Raw genomic sequence first — 16,178 nt, forward strand, 5'->3', positions numbered from 1 at the left:
AGACGTGGATGCCCGGGACAAGCCCGGGCATGACGGAGTTTGTGGGGAGTCGCGCGCATATGCGATAGCCCTACGGATGCAGGCGAAAGGCTATTCTTTCGGCCGCTTGTCGTAAACACGTTTCGCCTTGCCGAGCGAACGTTCCAGCGTTTCGGGCGCAACGACGCGAACGCGGGTCGAGATGCCGATCGTGTTCTTGATGAAGGCGGAAACCTTCTCGGCATGCGCGGTCAGCCCTGCGCCGTCCCAGCTCTCGGGACGGGCCTCGGCGAGCACCGTCATCTCGTCCATGCGGCCTTCGCGGGTCAGCTCGATGACGAAGTGGCCGCCGCACCAGTCGGTCGCCAGCAGGGCCTCCTCGATCTGGGTCGGGAACACGTTGACCCCGCGCAGGATGATCATGTCGTCGGAGCGGCCGGTGACCTTCTCCATCCGTCGCATGCCGGGCCGCGCCGTGCCGGGCAACAGCCGCGTCAGGTCGCGGGTCCGGTAGCGGATGATCGGGAAGCCTTCCTTGGTCAGCGAAGTGAACACCAGCTCGCCCTTCTCGCCGTCAGGCAGCACCTTGCCGGTCAAGGGATCGATCACCTCCGGATAGAAGTGATCCTCCCAGATGTGCAAGCCGTCCTTGGTCTCGACGCATTCCTGCGCGACGCCCGGGCCGATCACTTCCGACAGGCCATAGATGTCGGTGGCGTCCATGTCGAAGGCCTGCTCGATCTCGACGCGCATCGCGTTGGTCCAGGGCTCGGCGCCGAAGATGCCGAACTTGAGCGACGACTTGCGCGGGTCGAGGCCCTGCCGCTTGAACTCGTCGAGGATCGCCAGCATGTAGCTCGGCGTCACCGTGATGATGTCGGGCCGGAAGTCGTTGATCAACTGCACCTGGCGCTCGGTCATGCCGCCGGAAATCGGGATCACGGTGCAGCCGAGCCGCTCGGCGCCGTAATGCGCGCCGAGGCCGCCGGTGAACAGGCCATAGCCATAGGCATTGTGCATCAGCATGCCCTTGCGGCCGCCGGCGGCGCGGATCGAGCGCGCCATCACATCCGCCCAGGTGTCGATATCAGCCCTGGTATAGCCGACCACGATCGGCTTGCCGGTGGTGCCGGACGAGGCATGGACCCGCACCAGTTGCTCGCGCGGCACCGCGAACATGTTGAAGGGATAATTGTCGCGCAGATCGGTCTTCACCGTGAACGGGAACTTGGCGAGATCGGAAAGCTGCCTGAAGTCCGTCGGGTGCACACCCGCGGCATCGAACGCCTTCTTGTAGTGCGCGACATTGTCATAGGCATGTTTGAGCGACCAGCCGAGCCGCTTGGTTTGCAACGCCATGATCTCGTCGCGCGAGGCGCACTCGGCTGCATCGAGCTCGGCATGATAGCCGCCATCCTTGACCTTGAGCTTTGCCGTTGCCATCGACGTTTCCCCCAAAACCTATGCCTTGATGTCCGTGTCCGGCAGCCAGGTGCCCTGGATCACGCGCGAATGTCCGCGGAATTCGGCGATCACGCTGTCACCGGCGGTGACGCGCACGTCGTAGATTCCGGAGCGGCCGCTGCGCGAGATCTCGCGCGCCGTCGCCACCAGGCGATCACCGAGCTTGCCCGGGCGGATGAACGTGACATTGCCCTGCGCCGCCACCGCGCGATCGTTGCGGCTGTTGCAGGCAAACGCGAACGCCGAATCGGCGAGCGTGAAGATGTAGCCGCCATGGCAGATGCGCTGGCCGTTGACCATGTGCGGCTGCACCGTCATCGCCATCGTCGCCTGCCCCGGCTTGATCTCGACCAGCTCCATGCCGAGACCCTTGCTGGCGTCGTCTTCCTTCCACATCGCATCCGCGCAGGCGCGGGCCAGATCTTCCGGCGTCAAGTCTTCTGATGATAGCGTGGCCTTCACGTTCACATCGAACTCCCTGTGGGCGAGCCCGTTACAGCGGGCCTCTTGGTGTCAAACTAATCTCAAGCGCAACGCTCGGCGGGTCAACGCTACTTCCGTCATTCCGCGGCGCGCGGAGCGCGAGCCCGGAATGACCGCTAGACATGGTCATAATCGACCACGACCTTGCCGGAGCACGGCTTGGCCTGACAGGTGAGGATGAACCCCGCCTTGAGCTCCCACGGCTCCAGTGAATAGTTCAGGTCCATCGGCGCCTCGCCTTCGACCAGCTTGGCGCGGCAGGTCGAGCACATGCCGCCCTTGCAGGCGAACGGCAGGTCCATGCCGGCGCGCAGCGCGGCATCCAGGATCGACTCGCCATCGGCCACCGGCACCTCGCGGCGCTTGCCGTCGATGATCAGTCCTGCGATCGCCTTCGGCGGCGCACCGGCGGCAACGACGACCTTCGGACGCGGCTTGCCGCCAAACTCCGATACGAAGCGCTCGACATGGATGCGCTCGTCGGCGATGCCGATCTCGCGGCAGGTGGCCTCGATCGTCTCGCTCATCGCGGCGGGGCCGCAGACGAAGACGTGATCGACGGTCGCGGCCGGCACCAGCGAGCGCAGCAGCAGGCGCACCTTGTCGCCGTCGAGCCGGCCGTGCAGGATCGGGATGTCCTGCTCCTCGCCTGAAATGACGTGGAACACCGACAGCCGCTGCATGAAACGGTCCTTCAATTCCTCCAGCGCCTCGCGGAACATGACGCCTTCGGTGGTGCGGTTGCCGTAGAACAGGAAGAAGCGGCTATCCGGTTCGCGCGCCAGCACGCCCTTGATGATCGAGAGGATCGGCGTGATGCCGCTGCCGGCAGCGAAGCCGACATAGGTCCGCGCTTCGCCTGCCGCGTGAGCGATGCCGAAACGGCCGGTCGGCGTCATCACGTCGAGCTCGTCGCCGGTTCTGAGTTCGTCGGCGGCCCAGTTCGAGAACGCACCGCCGTCGACCTTCTTCACCGCGATGCGCAGCTCGCCATCGTCGGGGCCGGAGCAGATCGAATAGGAGCGGCGAACCTCCTCGCCGTCCATCGTGGTACGCAAGGTCAGGTACTGGCCGGGCGTGAAGCGGTAATCGCCTTGCAGATCGTCGGGGATCGCAAAGGTCATCGATACGGCGTCCGACGCCTCGCGGCGCAGATCGCTGACGGACAGACGGTGGAATCGCGGGGTCAAGGACATCGCCTATCTCTCCCCGTCATTGCCAGGAGCGAAGCGACGAAGCAATCCATCTATCTCCGTGTAGAGAAATGGATTGCTTCGCTTCGCTCGCAATGACGGACTTGGCAGCTCGAAACGACATCATGATCAATGACACTTGAAGTAGTCGAAGGGTTCACGGCAGCTCTTGCAACGCCACAGCGCCTTGCAGGAGGTCGAGCCGAATTCGGAGAGCAGTTCGGTATCGCCGGAGCCGCATTGCGGGCACGCGACCGCCTGCTCGCCGAACAGCGCGCGGCGCGAGGAGCCCGGCAGCGGCGGCGCGATGCCGTATTCCCTGAGCTTGCGACGGCCGTCCTCGCTCATCCAGTCGGTGGTCCAGGCCGGCGACAGCACGGTACGGACCTTCGGCGCATGAATGCCCTCGCGCTCGAGCGCGAGCTCGATCTCTAGCGCGATCATGTTCATCGCCGGACAGCCGGAATAGGTCGGCGTGATCGCAACCTCGACACGGCCGTCGTGGACCGCGACGTCGCGCAGCACGCCGAGATCGGCGATGGTCAGCACCGGGATTTCCGGATCGACCACCTGCGCGGCCGCGCTCCAGGCGCGCCGGCGCAGATCGGCATCGCTGAGTGCTGCCGTCACCATGTCGCCCCCGGGAAGGTGCGCTGGAGGGACTGCAACTCGCTGAGCAGATGACCGAGATGCTCGCTGTGGCTGCCGACGCGGCCGCCCTGCTGCATCCAATCGCTCTTCGGCAGCGCCAGCGTCGCCTCGTCGACGATGTCGCCAATCGTCTTGAGCCAGCGCGCCTTGAGCGTCGCAGGATCGATTGCGATGCCGGCATCGATCAGGCCGCGCTCGCCATCGTCGACCGCGAACATCTCGCCGGTATAGGCCCAGAGGTCATCGATCGCGTTCTGCGCGCGGCGGTGGCTCTCCTCGGTGCCGTCGCCGAGCCGGACAATCCACTCCGACGAATGCCTGACATGATAGGCGCTTTCCTTCTCCGACTTCGCCGCGATCGCGGCCAGCGTCGGATCGGACGATGCCATCATCGCGCGCCAGTACAGATCGGCGAACGCCGCATAGAAGAACTGGCGCACCATGGTGCGGGCGAAGTCGCCGTTCGGCTGCTCGACCAGCAGCAGATTGCGGTACTGCCTGACGTCGCGCAGATAGGCGAACTTGTCCTCGTCGTTGCCACGGTCTTCGACCTTGGCCGCGTAGCTGTAGAGCTCGCGGGCCTGGCCGAGCAGATCGAGGCCCATATTGGCGAGCGCCATATCCTCTTCCATCGCCGGCGCATGGCCGCACCATTCGGACAGCCGGTGGCCGAGGATCAGCGCGTCGTCGGCGCGGCGCAACGCGTACAGCACCAGCGGCGTTTCGGAGACTTCGATGTTGGCGGTTGCCATGTTCTAGTTCACCTGCATCCACTTGCCCGGCGTCATCCTGAGGAGCCTGCGTAGCAGGCGTCTCGAAGGATGGCCGCGGTTACGATCGGGGCGTCGTGGTTCGAGACGCCGCATACGCGGCTCCTCACCATGACGGGTGAAATTCACATATGCCCGACTTCGTCGGGCACGTCGTAAAACGTCGGGTGGCGATAAATCTTGGATTCCGCCGGCTCGAACATCATGCCCTTCTCGGACGGGTCCGACGCGGTGATCGCGTTCGAGGGCACCACCCAGATCGACAGCCCCTCGCCGCGGCGGGTGTAGATGTCGCGCGCGGCCTGCAACGCGAGAGTCGAATCCGCCGCGTGCAGCGAGCCGACATGCTTGTGCGCAAGCCCGTTGCGGCTGCGGATGAAGACTTCCCAGAGCGGAACGTTCGGCGTGGCCATCTTGAGCGCTCCTTATTCGGCGGCTTGTGCGAGCTGGCGACGCTTGCGCTTCTCGGCATAGGCCGCAGCCGCCTCGCGCACCCAGGCGCCCTCCTCATGCGCCTTGCGGCGCGCGGCGAGGCGCTCGCGGTTGCAGGGACCGTTGCCGGCCAGCACCTGCTTGAACTCGTCCCAGTCGATCAGGCTGTGCACCCAATTGCCGTTCTCGTTCTGCGTCATGCCGGGATCGGGAATCGTCAGCCCGAGGAATTCGGCCTGCGGCACGGTGGCGTCGATGAATTTCTGGCGCAGCTCGTCGTTGGAGAAGCGCTTGATCTTCCATTTGGTCGAGGTGTCGCTGTGCTGGCTGACCTGATCCGGCGGGCCGAACATCATCAGCACCGGCCACCACCAGCGATCGAGCGCGTTCTGCGCCATCGCCTTCTGCTCGGCGGTGCCGCGGCACAGCGTCACCATGATCTCGAAGCCCTGGCGCTGGTGGAACGACTCCTCCTTGCAGACGCGGATCATCGCGCGTGCATAGGGACCGTAGGAGCAGCGGCACAGCGGGATCTGGTTCATGATCGCCGCGCCGTCGACCAGCCAGCCGATGGTGCCGATGTCGGCCCAGGTCAGGGTCGGGTAATTGAAGATCGAGGAATATTTCGCCTTGCCCGAGAGCATGCCGTCGACCAGCTCCTCGCGCGAGGTGCCGAGCGTCTCGGCGGCGGCGTAGAGATAGAGCCCGTGGCCGCATTCGTCCTGCACCTTGGCGAGTAGCGCAGCCTTGCGGCGCAGCGACGGCGCGCGGGTGATCCAGTTGCCCTCGGGCAGCATGCCGACGATTTCGGAATGGGCGTGCTGGGATATCTGCCGGGTCAGCGTCTTGCGGTAGGCCGCGGGCATCCAGTCGTTCGGCTCAATACGCTCATCGGCATCGATGCGGGCCTGGAACTGACTGGCACGGGCGACATCCTCGACGCCGCGTTCGTCGCCGTCGGATGAGTTGAGCGCCTGCGTGTACATGGCCGACCTCCCAGTGTGTTGTTAGGCAGTAATATATAACACAAATTTTGAAATGCAACCTATTTTTGTAATATGTTCAGACATCCTCGAAACGGCGTGCCACAGCCCCGTTGGGCCTTGGCAGCGCCCCGTCTTCATTGGTTGCGTGCGCGTCAAGCCATTGTTCCGACAGCGAAAGCACGCCACGATAGATCTCGCCGCAGAGTTTTCGCGCCGCCCTGCCCGGCCAGTCCTTCGGCAGCAACTGATAGGGCAGCAGCGGGTCGCGCAGCACGACCCGGCGGTAGTGGTGGATCAGCAGGATGCGCGCGGTGAAGGCATCCGCGTCGCTCAGCGTCTCGCCCCGGACGATCGCGCCGTGCAGCGGCGCGAACGTCTTCATGAACTTCAGATAGGCGTCCGCGGTGCGATCGAGCGGCCAGCTCTCGCTGAGCAGGCGGCGGCCGCTGTCGTCTTCCGCTGACACTTCGAGACGGATCGCGCGCGACGCTTCATCGGGGATCGGCACGCCCGACGGCGCGACCCACACACCGGGCAGCGGACTGCCGAAGCCGGCATTCTTCAGCGCCTCGCGCGCGGCGTCGCGGTCCTCGGCATTGCCGATCAACAGCAGCTCGAAGCGGCCGGTCCAGTCCGACGGCGGCGGATCATAGATGTGCCGGGTCGCGGTGTCGAAGGTCTGCCGCCCCTTGGTGTTGAGACGATAGAAGCTGTTGCGGCCGAGCTTGCTGCGCTCGAGCCAGCCGTCGGCGGCAAGCCGCGACATCGCGGTGCGCACCACATTGCCGTCGATGTCGAGCGCCTTGAAGAATTCCAGCAGCGTGCCGAGCCACACCGCGCCGCCACGCGGCACGATGGCATCGCCGAACACGGTGATGATGATCGAGCCGGTGCGCGACGGTTCGCGCTTCAGTTGGTCGACGATGCGGGCAAGCGGCTGCGGCATGCCTCAACGCATAGCGCGTTTTGTCGAGTCACGACAATGCGGGTGCTTCCCCTTCTCCCCGCGTTCGGGGCCGAGACGAGCGAAGCTCGCTCTGAGAAAGTCGGGATGAGGAGGGCTCTCCGCGTTCACGGTGAGAGTTGCTCTCGTGGAGACTCCCCTCACCCGGATCGCATTGCGCTTCGCTTCATGCGATCCGGCCTCTCCCCGCAGGCGGGGCGAGGCAAGCAAGTCAGCGGTTCGGATCCGGATAGACGAAGCTGCGCCAGCCGCTGCGATCGAACGGCGCCCACTCGCCGTCCTTCTGCGCGAGGCGATCGGCGACGGCGTAGACCACGGCCGGGTGATGACCCATGCCGCAATGGCTGCTCTCGACCTCGATGCTGTCGGTCATCGACGAGGCCTGCTCGCGGCAACCCTGCCAGGCGCAGACGCCGTCGGTGCGGCTGAAGATCGCGGTGGTCGGCACCGGCGGCGCGCTCGCGAGCGAGCCACCGAAACGAGAATCCTCTTCGTCGGCACGGCGGCCGCTGGCCATCTCGTAGACGCGCCAGGCGTTGGTCGACTTCGGGCCGGCAGCGAACGGGCTACCGAGCGTGATCACCTGGCGCACGCGCTCCGGCATCATCTTGGCGAGCTGGCGCGCATAGAGGCCGCCGAGGCTCCAGCCGACCAGCGAGACCTTGCGGCCGCTGGTCTCGTTCATCTCCTGGAGCAGGTCGACCATGCCGTCCTGCACGCCGGAGCGCAGCCCGAGATTGCGGCCCTGGCGCCAGCCGCTGACGGCGTAGCCCTTGCTCTTGAGGAAGTCGCGCAGCGGCCGCGTCGACATGTCGGAGGCAATCAGGCCGGGCAACACCAGCACCGGATGCCCATCGCCGCGCGGCGCGAGGCTCAACAGCGGCAATGCACCCAGGAAAGCTCCGAGCTCGTGAATGGCGCGGCCTTCCAGAAACATCAGCGTCCGGGACGGCGGGCGTAGCGACTGCGCAGCAACCGACATTTCAGCTCCTCTTCACGGCCCCTGACGTCGCGGCGGCCGGCAATGGGATCATCAGGAATGGGTCAGCAGGATTGACGCAAACCCGGCGGAATCGTTCCGCAACGCAACAATCAACCTTGAAAAGCTAGGAAACCGATCACTTTCGCGCAAGCGGTTCAGGTCACACTTGCCACAACTAAAGTCACTTGCGTGCCCAATCGGTCACAGCAGCCGCAGCACGTATTCCAGCGTGTAAAGTGCGAGCCCGGCAAGTCCGCCGATCAGCGAACCGTTGAAGCGGATGTATTGCAGGTCCTTGCCGACATTGACCTCGATCAGCGCGATCAATTGCTCCATGTCCCAGCTCTTCATCTGGTCGGCGATGAAGCTCGAGACGCCGCTCTTCTGCTCGGCAACGACCGTGCGCAGGATCGCGACCAGGCCCTGGTTGATTTCGTTGCGCAGCTCGGCATCGCCATCGAGCGCATCGCCGGCTTCGACGAACATTCGCGCCAGCTGATGCTGCAACACCTGCGACTCGCCCGAGGCACTGCGCGCGATGAAATCCTTGACGTTGGCCCAGATGGTGCGCCCGAGATTGGCGAGTTCCGGCCGCGCCATCAGATCGCGCTTGAGGCCATCGATGCGGTCGGCAAAGGTCTTGTCGTTGCCGAGCCGGTCGACGAACGACAGCAGCATGCGATCGAACTCGCCGCGGAACGGATGCTGCGGATCGTTGCGCACCTCCTCGAAGAATTTCGTGGCCGAGGCGATGATCCGGTTCACCACGAACTTGTCGGCACGATAGAGCTTGAGCAGCGTCGGCATCTCCGCGCGGACCTTGTCGCGGATCACGGCCATGGTCTCCTGCTGCGTCAGCGTCTGGTGCAGCACGCGCAAGAGGTCGTCGAGCAGCCCCTCATGCTTGCCGTCCTGCACGAAGCCGCGCAGCGCGCCGGCGGCGAGCGGCGCGAGGTCGATCGAGAGCACCTGCGTCGTGACGCGGCGGCTGATGAACTGCATCAGGCCCGAGCTCTCGGTGGCCGCAAACGCTTCCGGCAGCATCCGCAGCACGAAGCGGGCGAGATCCTCCGACCGTTTGCGGTCGCGCAGCCAGTCGGCGATGAACGAGCCGAAATCGATCTCGCGCAGCTTGGCCTCGACCGGGCCGGCCTCCAGGAAATTGTTCTCGATGAACTCGCCGAGCTTCTCGGCGATGCGTTGCTGATTGCTCTGGATGATCGCGGTGTGCGGGATCGGCAGGCCGAGCGGCCGCTTGAACAGCGCGACGACGGCATACCAGTCGGCGAGGCCGCCGATGGTCGCGGCCTCGGCGAAGGCCGCGACGAAGCCGAAGGCCGGATGCAGCGGCAGCAGCGCCTTCGCCGCGATGAAGATGATCAGGGTCGCCACCAGCACGCCGGTCGCCAGCCACTTCACGCGCCGCAGCTCGGCGGCACGTTCGGCATCGACGGGCGTAGAGGCAAGGGCTGCGGGAAGGGTCATGGGGACTTTCGAATGTATGCTAGTTTACGTCCGCTCGCACCCCTCAGCTTGCTCAGTGTCATCACCCGCGCAGGCGGTGATCCAGTATTCCAGAGACGGTGGTGCTTGAGCGGATAGGCCTCGGCGTACTGGGTCGCCCGGTCGAGCCGGGCGACGACACCTGTGGATGAGGACTAGCTTCACGTCAGGATGACGACTGTGAGGCAAAAAAGAAGGCCCGCGACATGGCGGGCCTTCGAAAAGCGGCAGTTGGTCGGCGCGAGCGCGATCAGGCGGTCTTGCCGTAGACCTTGGCGAAGTTGTCCTGCGCGGACTTGGCACCGTCGGTGACGAGCTTGCCGAGATACTCGGTGGTGGCCTTCGCCCGCGAGACGAACAGTTCGCCACGCGCACGGACCAGGTCCGACTGGATCTGGGCGGCTTCGCTCAGCGACTTGGCGGACGCGAGCTTGTCGATGCCGGCGAAGAACGCCTCGGCGTCGTGGTAGATCGCCTGCTGGATGTTGCGGCTGATCTTGGCGGCTTCGGTCACCGAACCGGCAACAGCGGACTCGATCACGGAGGTCACCTTCTCGGAGCCGGCATAGGCATCGGCGGCGCGGGTCTTGCCGGCCTCGGCCTGCTTCTTCACGAACTCACGGGCGGCTTCCGGAACTTCCAGGTTCTGGAGCTTGGTGAACGCCTCGGTGACGGGCGCGAAGGCTTCCTTGACGCTGTTCAGCACGGAATTGGTTTCGGTGGTCATTGGGGTCTCTCCATCCTCAGGTTTGAGCTATGGGCTCACCCCGTCCGGATTGGCCCGGGGCAACGGTGTTATGGCACACCCCATGGTGCGCTGCAATATTAATGTTGCAGCGCGATATCACGAACCTGTGAATTGGATGAAAATCCGGCAGATTGCCTAACGCGTCAGCGGTTAACGGTTTCTAATTACCCCCAACCGCGTCCGACACCCCATATGCCTCCATTTGCGCCCGGACCTGCGCCACATTGTGCCCGAGCACGACGATGTCGTGGGTCTTGCCCTCGACATCGCGGACATGGTCGCGCAGCAGGGCCTCCGCCTTGAAGCCGAGGCTTTCGAACAGCGCGATCGCCGCGCGCTGGTCGACCGTCATCTGTACCGAGAACTTCTCCAGCCCGGCGCCAAGGGCAATGGCGAACGTCTCCTGTGACAGCGCCCGGCCGACGCCCTGCCCGCGCACGTCGAGCGACACCACCATCCGGATCTCGCCGACATGCGGCGACCAGGAGTGCGGATCGCGCACCAACGTGCCGCAGCCGACCACCTTGCCATCCTTGATCGCGAGCAGGCTCGTGATGTCACCGCGCTCGATCTCGTTGACCCAGGCCGACAGCACCTTCGGCTGGCTGATGTTGCGCGGCAGGAACAACAGATCGTGCGTCGGCAGCTTCTGCGCGAAGGCCAGCACCGCGGCCTCGTCGGCCCGCGTCATCAGCCGGAATTCGATGTCGCCGGCCTCGGTCGTGACGTGGCGCGGATAGGAACGTTGTTCGGTCATATCGATCTCTTGCCCAACCAGTTGTCCAGTTTCGGCCACAGCCGCTTGATTGCATTGGCGCCGGCGACCAGCGAGACGTGACCGCCTTTCAGCATCACCTCCTCTTTGTCCTCGGAGCCGATCTTGGTGATCAGGTGCTTTGCCGCGTCATACGGCACGATGTGGTCGTGCTCGGCGACCGCGTGCAGGATCGGCACCTTGATGTCGGCAAGCCTGGCCGCGCGGCCGCCGACCGTCATGGTGTCGTTGTAGAGCTTGTTGTCCCACATCAGATCCTTGGTGATGGCGCGGAAATATTCGCCGGCCAGCGGCAGCGTGTCGGTCGCCCAGCGGTCGAACATCCGGTACGATTTGACGAACTCGTCGTTCCAGATGTTGTCCCAGAGCTGGATCTGGCCAGCTACGCGCGCGGCCGGCCGCAACATGTCGAACGATTGCAGGATCAGCTCGGGCGGCATGTTGCCGGTGCTGTCGATCAGGCGGTCGACGTCGAAGTAGCGGCGGTCGGCAAAATTCGAGAACAGCTTCATCTCGCGGAAGTCGATCGGCGTGGTGAAGCAGATCAAATTCTTCATCGGCCCGTCGTTGAAGATCGAGCCGTAGAGCAGCGACAACACGCCGCCGAAGCAATAGCCGATCACCGACACGTCCTTCTCGCCGGAGACCTGCTGCACACGGCGGACCGATTCCGGAATGAAGTCGAGGACGTAGTCCTCCATGCGCAGCGACTTCTCCTCGGGCTTCGGCGCGGTCCAATCCAGCATGTAGACATCGAAGCCGCGCTTGAGCAGAAATTCGATGAAGCTCTGCCCCGGCACCAGATCGAGGATGTAACCGCGGTTGGTGGTCGCCATCACGATCAGGACCGGCACGCGATAGACCTCGTCGGCCTGCGGCCGGTAGTGATAGAGGTTCATGGTGCCGCGCGAGTACAGCACGTCCTTCGGTGTCTCGCCGAGCGTGGGGCCCGAGCTCGAGAAATACTCGACGCCCTTGATGCTGCGCTGGATCGCACGCTGCACCTCGGACTGCACCCGCTCGGAGATCGAGGCGAAATCAAATCCGGTGGGAGCATTCATGTGCCGTCTCCCTCGGATGGCGGGCGCTTGGTGCGCGGCGGCCGCGGCGTCGCGCCATAGCCGTCATCCGGCGCCAGCGAATTGTGATGCACCTGCTGCAACAGCGTCTTGATCTCGTTGAGCTGGGTCTCCATCGATTGCAGGCGCTCGGCCATGCCGACGAGCTGGGCGCGGCTCGGCAGGTTCATCGCCAGCAGATACTTCTCCATCAGCTCGCCGAGCTGCTTCTGCGCGCCGGCCGCGACGCCGCCGGCCTGGTTCATCACCTTCGAGAACTCAGGCGAGCTCATCAACTGGTTGCCGAAGGAGTTGAACCCCTTCTCCATCTCGCCAATCATCGTCTGCCAGATCACGGCAGGGTCGTTGCCCTTGTCGGCCATGCGGCCCTCCTCCTCACCAATCCCGAGCGCTTGTCGCGCTTCCACTTGTTCGTGCCATACGACACTGTTGCCGCTGATCGGTCAACAGCGCGGCACGACCCGCGGCGTCGAAGCCCTTCTGCGCTGCGTCAATCCATGGCAGCATGCAGGTTCCTGACCTCGAATCCGGAAGAGGACGCCCGTGACCACGCTCGCCCATCAGCCGCCGCAGCTTGCCCGCGCCAACAACATCGACATCTGCTACGAGGTCTTTGGCGATGCGAATGCCGAGCCGCTGCTGCTGATCATGGGCCTCGGCGCCCAGATGATCCATTGGGACGACGAGTTCTGCCGGCAGCTCGCCGCGCGCGGTTTTCGCGTGATCCGATTCGACAACAGGGATATCGGCAAGTCGTCGCGGATGAGCGGCGGCAAGCGGCTGACCGCGCTCGAGCTGATCAAGCTGCGCTTCCTGAAGATTCCGGTCGCCGCGCCCTACAAACTCGCAGACATGGCCCGCGACACGATCGGGCTGATGGACGCGCTCGGCATCCGTACCGCGCATCTGGTCGGCGCCTCGATGGGCGGCATGATCGCGCAGGAGGTTGCGATCACCTTCCCCGAGCGGGTGCGCTCGCTGACCTCGATCATGTCGACCACGGGCAATCCAAAGATCCCGGGCCCGACCCGCGAAGCGACCGCGGTGCTGATGGCACCGCCGCCGAAGAGCAAGGAGGAGTATTTCGTCCGCTTCGGACAGACCTGGAAAGTGTTGCGCAACGGCTCGTTCCCGGAGGATGAGGCGCTCGATCCCGAACGTGCGCGGCGCACCTTTGAGCGCGGTCTCAATCCGGAGGGCGTCGGCCGCCAGCTGCGCGCCATCCTCGCCTCCGGCAGTCGCAAGGAGCGCTTGCGCAGCGTCAAGGCGCCAACGCTGGTGATCCACGGCACCATCGATCCCTTGGTGCATCCCGAGGGCGGCAAGGACACCGCGGTCTCGATCCCGGGCGCCAAGCTGCTGATGATCGAAGGCATGGGCCATGCGCTGCCGATCCCGATGTGGCCCGAGATCATCGACGCCATCGACAAGCACGCGCATGGCGCGGCGGCGAAGGCGGCATAGGGCCGGTATCTCCCGGTGACCATGTGAGCCAGGAGTGCGTTCTTTCGGGCGGGGGATGGACGCTGTAGAGAGCGCTATCCATCGCTCAGCCTCGGGAGCCTCCAGATGAACACCCTTCTCCGGCCACGGACAGTCGTCGCCGCTCTCCTCCTTGCGCTCGCGTCGTCGTCGGCTATGGCCGCGACCAGCGAAGCGCAGCAGGAAGCCAACCGCAAGGCGGTGCTGGCCTTCTACGAGAAGGGACTGAACCAGAAGGACGCCGACGCGGCGCTGGCCTATGTCGGCAACCGCTATGTGCAGCACAATCCCGGCGCGGCCGACGGACCGGACGGCTTCCGCAAGTTCATCGCCTTCCTGCGCGAGAAGTTCCCGAACTCGCACAGCGAGATCAAGCGCTCGTTCGTCGACGGCGACTATGTGATCCTGCACGTTCATGCCGTGCGCGAGCCCGGCACCCGCGGCAACGCGATCATCGACATCTTCAAGCTCGAGGATGGCAAGATCGTCGAGCATTGGGACGTGGTGCAGCCGATTCCCGAGAACCCGGCGAACAGCAACACGATGTTCTGAGCGGTTGAGGTTGACCTCTCCCTTGGGAGAGGTCGGCGCGTAGCGCCGGGTGAGGGTTTACGGTCTCTCGTTGGAGCTGCGCCCCTCCCCCGATTTGCTCCGCAAATCGACCTCTCCGCAATGCGGAGGTAAAGCGAGCACGGAGCCAACGCGCTTCGATTTGAACCCATCATGCGCTAGCCGCTGCGGCCGAGCCAGCGCTGGGTCGGGAACAGCTGCCATTGCCAGCGCCGCGCCGCCGCGCCCCACACGCCGCGCGGCATGAACAGCATGATCAGGATGGCGAGCGTGCCGAGCACGACGAGGTAGAGGCTGCCATATTGGGCGAGCCAGGTGACGAGCCCCCAGAGCAGCAGCACGCCGACCATCGGGCCTTCGATGGTACGCACGCCGCCGATCACGACGATGAAGATCACATAGGCGGTCCAGTCGGTGACGCTGAAGGCGGCGTCGGGCGATATGCGCGCTTTCTGGAGGTAGACCACGGCGCCGACCATGCCGGTGGCGAACGCGACCGCGATCCACAACACGTGCCGGATCCGCGCGGTGCGCACGCCGACGCTGCGCGCTGCCGCCGCGTTGTCGCGGCTCGCCGCCAGCGCCAGGCCATGGCGCGAGCGCATGAAGGCATAGATCGCGAGCGTGACGAGCACGGCGAGCAGCAGTGCCAGCCAGTAGACCAGCACGTCGCGCGCCGCTGCCGGGCGCAGGCCGAGCACCGCCTGTACCGCCTTCAGCCCGAACATCTGGGACAGTTCGCTGGGCGAGATCGACATCCCGGTGCCGCCGCCGAGCGATTTGAACTGCGCGCAGATCAGCCGCAAGGCTTCGGCGGCGACCCAGCTGCCGATCGCGAAATATGGCCCTTCCAGCCGGAACAGCAGCGGCCCGAGCACGGCCGCGCTCAGCGCCGCGAACAGCCCGGCCAGCGGGATCGCCGCCACGGGATCGAGCCCGGCCATCACGATGCCGGCGAACAGCGCATAGGCGCCAAGCCCGACGAAGGCCTGCTGCCCGACCGACACCAGTCCGCCCCAGCCGGCCAGCACGTTCCAGAGCTGCGCCAAGGTCAGCATGGTGAGAACGAAGATCAGATCCTGGATCAGATTGCGCGATGCGACCGCGGGCAGCACCGCGAGCACCACGACCAGCACCACGCCGGCCATGGCCGCGACGCGCGACAGGCGCGTGCCAACCCGGACTTGCCACACCGGCACATCGGCCTGACGATCCTTCCGATCTGCCGGGATATCGATGCTCTCGACGCTCATGTCCGCCTCGCCGGGAAGAGACCGCGCGGCCGCACCATCAGCACGGCCAGGAAGGTGAGATGGCCGGCCAGGATCTGCCATTCCGGATTGATCCGGCCGCCGATCGCCTGCGCGAGCCCGAGCACGATGCCGCCCGCCAGCGTGCCCCACAGGCTGCCGAGGCCGCCGATGATCACGGCCTCGAACGCGTAGAGCAGCCGCGCCGGCCCGATCGACGGATCGAAGCTGGCGCGGATACCGAACACGACAGCGGCGATCACCGACACCGCGAGCGAGAGCCCGACCGCGATGGCATAGACATTGCGCTCGTTGACCCCCATCAATTGCGCGATCGCCGGATTGTCGGCGGTGGCGCGGAAGGCGCGGCCGAGCGAGGTGCGATAGAAAATCAGCTGAAGCAGCGCGACGGCGGCGATCGCCGTCACCAGCGCCGTCAGCGGCGCGAGGCCGACGCTGAGACCCGGGGCCAGCGTGACCGATGATGATTCGAACGCGCCGGCTTGCAGGCGACGGCTGTCCGCGCCATAGCCGAGCAGCAGCCCGTTCTGGATCACGATCGACAGGCCGAAGGTGACGAGCAGCGGCGGCAGGATGTCGTCGCCGAGCACGCGCTCCAGCACCAGCCGCTGCAACACGAAACCAAGCACGAACATCACAGCGACGACCAGCAGCGAAGCGACCGCAAGCGGCACGCCGAGCGCGGTGGTGGCGCTGAGCACCAGATAGGCCGCGAGCAGGATCAGGTCGCCATGGGCCAGGTTGACGAGACGCATGATGCCGAAGATCAGCGACAGGCCGAGCGCGAACAGCGCATAGACGCCGCCGAGCAGCACGCCTTCGATGATGGTGTCGAATCCGCTCATC

18 protein-coding genes are annotated in these 16,178 nt (G+C 65.2%); 2 read left to right on the forward strand and 16 right to left on the reverse strand.

The annotated features are described in order from the left end of the window. Positions 1–90 precede the first annotated feature (90 nt). The 14 genes from paaK to B2W55_RS29650 all read right to left on the reverse strand — a co-directional run bounded on the left by paaK (position 91) and on the right by B2W55_RS29650 (position 12,371). The gene (gene paaK, locus B2W55_RS29585) at positions 91–1,422 is read right to left on the reverse strand and encodes a phenylacetate--CoA ligase PaaK (protein WP_024579344.1); all 1,332 of its coding nucleotides are present in this window, start codon (positions 1,420–1,422) and stop codon (positions 91–93) included. Positions 1,423–1,440: 18 nt separating this feature from the next. Continuing rightward, a complete protein-coding gene (gene paaI, locus B2W55_RS29590; RefSeq protein ID WP_024579343.1) occupies positions 1,441–1,911 on the reverse strand; it encodes a hydroxyphenylacetyl-CoA thioesterase PaaI in 471 nt (156 codons plus the stop codon). A 131-nt stretch (positions 1,912–2,042) separates the two neighbouring features. After that, positions 2,043–3,122, reverse strand: a complete 1,080-nt coding sequence (gene paaE, locus B2W55_RS29595) for a 1,2-phenylacetyl-CoA epoxidase subunit PaaE (protein ID WP_024579342.1) — start codon at positions 3,120–3,122, stop codon at positions 2,043–2,045. Positions 3,123–3,248: 126 nt separating this feature from the next. Continuing rightward, positions 3,249–3,752, reverse strand: a complete 504-nt coding sequence (gene paaD, locus B2W55_RS29600; RefSeq protein WP_024579341.1) for a 1,2-phenylacetyl-CoA epoxidase subunit PaaD — start codon at positions 3,750–3,752, stop codon at positions 3,249–3,251. Next, a complete protein-coding gene (gene paaC, locus B2W55_RS29605) occupies positions 3,746–4,522 on the reverse strand; it encodes a 1,2-phenylacetyl-CoA epoxidase subunit PaaC (protein ID WP_024579340.1) in 777 nt (258 codons plus the stop codon). Before paaC ends, paaD begins: the two co-directional genes overlap by 7 nt. Positions 4,523–4,665: 143 nt before the next feature. Further along, entirely contained in the window at positions 4,666–4,953 is a 288-nt protein-coding gene (paaB, locus tag B2W55_RS29610; RefSeq protein ID WP_024579339.1) for a 1,2-phenylacetyl-CoA epoxidase subunit PaaB, read from the reverse strand. Positions 4,954–4,965: 12 nt separating this feature from the next. Further along, positions 4,966–5,958 carry a 1,2-phenylacetyl-CoA epoxidase subunit PaaA gene (gene paaA, locus B2W55_RS29615; RefSeq protein WP_024579338.1) on the reverse strand — a complete coding sequence of 331 codons (993 nt, stop codon included), beginning with the start codon at positions 5,956–5,958 and terminating at the stop codon, positions 4,966–4,968. Between the two features lie 76 nt (positions 5,959–6,034). After that, positions 6,035–6,904 carry a phenylacetic acid degradation operon negative regulatory protein PaaX gene (paaX, locus tag B2W55_RS29620; protein WP_024579337.1) on the reverse strand — a complete coding sequence of 290 codons (870 nt, stop codon included), beginning with the start codon at positions 6,902–6,904 and terminating at the stop codon, positions 6,035–6,037. A gap of 229 nt (positions 6,905–7,133) precedes the next feature. Continuing rightward, on the reverse strand, positions 7,134–7,904 hold the full coding sequence (locus B2W55_RS29625; RefSeq protein WP_024579336.1) for an esterase/lipase family protein: 771 nt from the start codon (positions 7,902–7,904) through the stop codon (positions 7,134–7,136). Between the two features lie 201 nt (positions 7,905–8,105). Next, a complete protein-coding gene (locus tag B2W55_RS29630) occupies positions 8,106–9,389 on the reverse strand; it encodes a DUF445 domain-containing protein (protein WP_024579335.1) in 1,284 nt (427 codons plus the stop codon). A gap of 268 nt (positions 9,390–9,657) precedes the next feature. Then, positions 9,658–10,134 carry a phasin gene (locus tag B2W55_RS29635; RefSeq protein ID WP_024579334.1) on the reverse strand — a complete coding sequence of 159 codons (477 nt, stop codon included), beginning with the start codon at positions 10,132–10,134 and terminating at the stop codon, positions 9,658–9,660. A gap of 181 nt (positions 10,135–10,315) precedes the next feature. Continuing rightward, complete coding sequence (locus B2W55_RS29640; protein ID WP_024579333.1) at positions 10,316–10,912, reverse strand: GNAT family N-acetyltransferase; 597 nt, start codon at positions 10,910–10,912, stop codon at positions 10,316–10,318. Further along, positions 10,909–11,991: a PHA/PHB synthase family protein gene (locus B2W55_RS29645; protein ID WP_024579332.1), complete on the reverse strand. Its 1,083-nt coding sequence runs from the start codon at positions 11,989–11,991 to the stop codon at positions 10,909–10,911. The genes B2W55_RS29640 and B2W55_RS29645 overlap by 4 nt, the downstream gene beginning before the upstream one ends. Continuing rightward, positions 11,988–12,371, reverse strand: coding sequence for a hypothetical protein (locus B2W55_RS29650; RefSeq protein WP_024579331.1), 384 nt, complete (start codon positions 12,369–12,371; stop codon positions 11,988–11,990). Before B2W55_RS29650 ends, B2W55_RS29645 begins: the two co-directional genes overlap by 4 nt. 181 nt (positions 12,372–12,552) lie before the next feature. Here B2W55_RS29650 and B2W55_RS29655 point away from each other — a divergent pair, with 181 nt between their 5' ends. Both B2W55_RS29655 and B2W55_RS29660 read left to right on the forward strand, forming a co-directional pair. Next, on the forward strand, positions 12,553–13,473 hold the full coding sequence (locus B2W55_RS29655) for an alpha/beta fold hydrolase (RefSeq protein ID WP_024579330.1): 921 nt from the start codon (positions 12,553–12,555) through the stop codon (positions 13,471–13,473). Between the two features lie 174 nt (positions 13,474–13,647). Then, the gene (locus B2W55_RS29660; protein ID WP_371412453.1) at positions 13,648–14,043 is read left to right on the forward strand and encodes a nuclear transport factor 2 family protein; all 396 of its coding nucleotides are present in this window, start codon (positions 13,648–13,650) and stop codon (positions 14,041–14,043) included. Positions 14,044–14,219: 176 nt separating this feature from the next. On the opposite strand, the gene B2W55_RS29665 is transcribed toward B2W55_RS29660, so the two are convergent. Next, complete coding sequence (locus B2W55_RS29665) at positions 14,220–15,314, reverse strand: branched-chain amino acid ABC transporter permease (RefSeq protein ID WP_200894376.1); 1,095 nt, start codon at positions 15,312–15,314, stop codon at positions 14,220–14,222. Next, complete coding sequence (locus tag B2W55_RS29670; RefSeq protein WP_024579328.1) at positions 15,311–16,177, reverse strand: branched-chain amino acid ABC transporter permease; 867 nt, start codon at positions 16,175–16,177, stop codon at positions 15,311–15,313. The genes B2W55_RS29665 and B2W55_RS29670 overlap by 4 nt, the downstream gene beginning before the upstream one ends. Position 16,178 lies beyond the last annotated feature (1 nt).

This window comes from Bradyrhizobium sp. UBA2491, from assembly GCF_002341725.1.
Classification (GTDB): Bacteria; Pseudomonadota; Alphaproteobacteria; order Rhizobiales; family Xanthobacteraceae; genus Bradyrhizobium.

Excerpts from the sequence above, each read along its gene's own strand:
- paaX (WP_024579337.1), bottom strand. The coding sequence starts at position 6,904 with ATGCCGCAGCCGCTTGCCCGCATCGTCGACCAACTGAAGCGCGAACCG.
- paaA (WP_024579338.1), bottom strand. The coding sequence starts at position 5,958 with ATGTACACGCAGGCGCTCAACTCATCCGACGGCGACGAACGCGGCGTC.
- paaC (WP_024579340.1), bottom strand. The coding sequence starts at position 4,522 with ATGGCAACCGCCAACATCGAAGTCTCCGAAACGCCGCTGGTGCTGTAC.
- paaK (WP_024579344.1), bottom strand. The coding sequence starts at position 1,422 with ATGGCAACGGCAAAGCTCAAGGTCAAGGATGGCGGCTATCATGCCGAG.
- B2W55_RS29640 (WP_024579333.1), bottom strand. The coding sequence starts at position 10,912 with ATGACCGAACAACGTTCCTATCCGCGCCACGTCACGACCGAGGCCGGC.
- B2W55_RS29670 (WP_024579328.1), bottom strand. The coding sequence starts at position 16,177 with ATGAGCGGATTCGACACCATCATCGAAGGCGTGCTGCTCGGCGGCGTC.
- B2W55_RS29650 (WP_024579331.1), bottom strand. The coding sequence starts at position 12,371 with ATGGCCGACAAGGGCAACGACCCTGCCGTGATCTGGCAGACGATGATT.
- paaB (WP_024579339.1), bottom strand. The coding sequence starts at position 4,953 with ATGGCCACGCCGAACGTTCCGCTCTGGGAAGTCTTCATCCGCAGCCGC.
- B2W55_RS29660 (WP_371412453.1), top strand. The coding sequence starts at position 13,648 with ATGGCCGCGACCAGCGAAGCGCAGCAGGAAGCCAACCGCAAGGCGGTG.
- B2W55_RS29645 (WP_024579332.1), bottom strand. The coding sequence starts at position 11,991 with ATGAATGCTCCCACCGGATTTGATTTCGCCTCGATCTCCGAGCGGGTG.
- B2W55_RS29630 (WP_024579335.1), bottom strand. The coding sequence starts at position 9,389 with ATGACCCTTCCCGCAGCCCTTGCCTCTACGCCCGTCGATGCCGAACGT.
- B2W55_RS29635 (WP_024579334.1), bottom strand. The coding sequence starts at position 10,134 with ATGACCACCGAAACCAATTCCGTGCTGAACAGCGTCAAGGAAGCCTTC.
- B2W55_RS29625 (WP_024579336.1), bottom strand. The coding sequence starts at position 7,904 with ATGTCGGTTGCTGCGCAGTCGCTACGCCCGCCGTCCCGGACGCTGATG.
- B2W55_RS29665 (WP_200894376.1), bottom strand. The coding sequence starts at position 15,314 with ATGAGCGTCGAGAGCATCGATATCCCGGCAGATCGGAAGGATCGTCAG.
- paaE (WP_024579342.1), bottom strand. The coding sequence starts at position 3,122 with ATGTCCTTGACCCCGCGATTCCACCGTCTGTCCGTCAGCGATCTGCGC.
- paaD (WP_024579341.1), bottom strand. The coding sequence starts at position 3,752 with ATGGTGACGGCAGCACTCAGCGATGCCGATCTGCGCCGGCGCGCCTGG.